Origin of the sequence: uncultured Chitinophaga sp., from assembly GCF_937874145.1 — a bacterium.
Taxonomy (GTDB): Bacteria; Bacteroidota; Bacteroidia; order Chitinophagales; family Chitinophagaceae; genus Chitinophaga.
This window is the reverse complement of record NZ_CALNBI010000319.1, coordinates 1-2221: the sequence shown is the minus strand read 5'-3', so window position 1 is coordinate 2221 and position 2221 is coordinate 1. Positions and strand designations below refer to the sequence as shown.

General features: G+C 55.8%; 3 protein-coding genes. All 3 read left to right on the top strand.

Features of this window, described 5'->3' with window-relative positions:
- Positions 1–297 precede the first annotated feature (297 nt).
- A complete protein-coding gene (locus tag Q0510_RS15420; protein WP_298713627.1) occupies positions 298–687 on the top strand; it encodes a Rid family hydrolase in 390 nt (129 codons plus the stop codon).
- Positions 687–1667 (top strand): 3-hydroxyacyl-CoA dehydrogenase family protein, encoded by a 981-nt coding sequence (locus Q0510_RS15415; protein ID WP_298713624.1) that lies wholly within the window; start codon positions 687–689, stop codon positions 1665–1667. Before Q0510_RS15420 ends, Q0510_RS15415 begins: the two co-directional genes overlap by 1 nt.
- A gap of 23 nt (positions 1668–1690) precedes the next feature.
- On the top strand, positions 1691–2221 hold a 531-nt coding region (locus Q0510_RS15410), incomplete at its 3' end, for an aminotransferase class III-fold pyridoxal phosphate-dependent enzyme (RefSeq protein WP_298713621.1).

The following is a 2221-nucleotide window of genomic DNA, read 5'->3' as shown; positions in this document are numbered from 1 at the left end:
GTAACTAATACTAATTCATATTCCGGATGATAATGCCAGGGACAGGGAAAATAGGCGCCTACTTCACGGAAAACGGTGAATGATTTGTCGAAATCCTTTGGTATGCGGTGTTCTGTTGCTTTCATGAAAGGTGGGTGATAGTCTGTACAATATAAGGAATAAACCCCGGAGTGATCAAATGCAGGTGCCGGTTTTGAAAGATTGTATTACAAATGTAAACGATAGTAACAGGAAAAAGGGGAGGTGCTGGGTACTTTTGAACCGATATAACGATTACTTCATGTACGCTTCCAACAGATGAAAAAAGTAAAAATAATCCACCCGCACCGGGATCCCTCTTTTGTTACCGGCGCTTATTCCGATGCGCTGGTTGTGGATGGGCTGCTCTTCGTGAGCGGACAGGCTTCCGTCGATTTCAGGGAATCCCGGTTCGTGCTGGGCAGTATTGAAGAAGAAACCACCCGCACCCTCGACAATATTAAAGCAATCGTGGAGGCCGCCGGCGCAGGTATGGAGGATGTGGTGAAATGTACGGTGCACCTGGCGGATATCGCGGATTTCGACCGTTACAATGCAGTGTATGAAACATATTTCCCCGGGATCAAACCCGTTCGTACTACCGTACAATCCGTGCTGGCCGAAAGCCTGAAAGTGGAGATCGATTGCATCGTTAAACTTCCCGGCTGATGGCGGCGCAACTGAACCCGGCCGCCATTCCTGTTGGCGTGGTGGGCCTGGGATTGATGGGCAGCAGCATTGTGGCTTCGCTGCTGATGTCGGGCCATACGGGGGTGGGCATCGCGCCGCTGCCGGACGATCTGGAGGCTGGTCCGCGCCGCATTCGTGAGCAATTGGTGCAGTGCGCGGCCGCCGGCCTTCTCGCAGCAACAGTGGAAGAATGCCTGTCGCGGCTGACGGTCACCGACCGGTACAGCGCGCTGCGCGATTGCCGGCTGTTGCAGGAATGCGTGGTAGAGAAAATAGACATCAAGAAACTGGTATACCGGAAAATAGCCGCCGTTGCGGCCCCGGATGCTGTGATCACGAGCAATACTTCCGCCATTCCCATCAGTACGCTGCAGCAACTCGTTCCCACGCCGGAACGGTTCCTGGGATTGCATTGGGCCGAGCCCGCATATGCTACCCGTTTCCTGGAAATCACCTGCGGCGATCAAACCGCGCCGGAGCATGCCGATTGGGTCTTCCGCCTGGCGCATAGCTGGGGCAAGGAACCCACACTGCTCCGCAAAGATATCCGCGGCTTCATCACCAACCGCCTCATGTATGCCGTGTACCGGGAAATGCTGCACCTGGTGGAGAAAGGACTGGTAACTGCTGAAGACGCCGACAAAGCCTTCCGCTACGACGCCGGCTCCTGGATGACGCTCATGGGCATTTTCAGGCGGATGGATTATACCGGGCTGGAAGACGCTGCGGCCGTTTTCAGGTATTGGTTCCCGCGGTTAAGCAATCACACCGGCGTTCCGCTGATCATGCGCCGGATGGTGCGGGAACAGGCGCGGGGTATCCACGACTGCAACGGCTTTTACGCCTACACGCCGCAGGACGCCCGCCGCTGGGAAGCTGCTTTTGCCGGATTCAACCACGACATCCACCGGCTCGCGCGATTATATCCATACAACCCCGTTGCTCCGGTCAACGTGTAAACCAAACGGAAAACCCGCATCGCATGAAAAAATTTGAATACAAGCAATCTGCCGCATTGCTGGAAAGAGCAAAGAAAGTGATGGCAGGTGGCGTTTCCTCCGAATTCAGGAAATATAATCATCCGCATGCCTTGTTTTACACGCACGGCGCGGGCAGCAGGATTTACGACGCAGACGGCAATGAGTACCTGGACTTCACGCTGAGCCAGGGCCCCCTCATCCTCGGCCACTCGCATCCCAGGGTGTTGTCGGCCGTACAGGAATATTCCGCCGGCGGACAACTGTTCGCCGGGCAGCATATCCGAGAACTGGAGCTGGCGGAGCAATTGCAGCGGCTGATCCCTTCTGCCGGGATCATGCGCTTCTGCCTCGACGGTTCCGAAGCGGTGCAAACCGCTTTCCGCGTGGCGCGCGCGAAAACCGGCCGGCCAAAGTTCCTTCGCTTCGAAGGGCACTATCATGGATGGCTGGATAATGTATGCTGGGGAATTGGAGGGCCATCCGAGGAAGCTTTGGGCAGCAGGGAAGCACCGGTAGTACATCCCTGGTCGGAT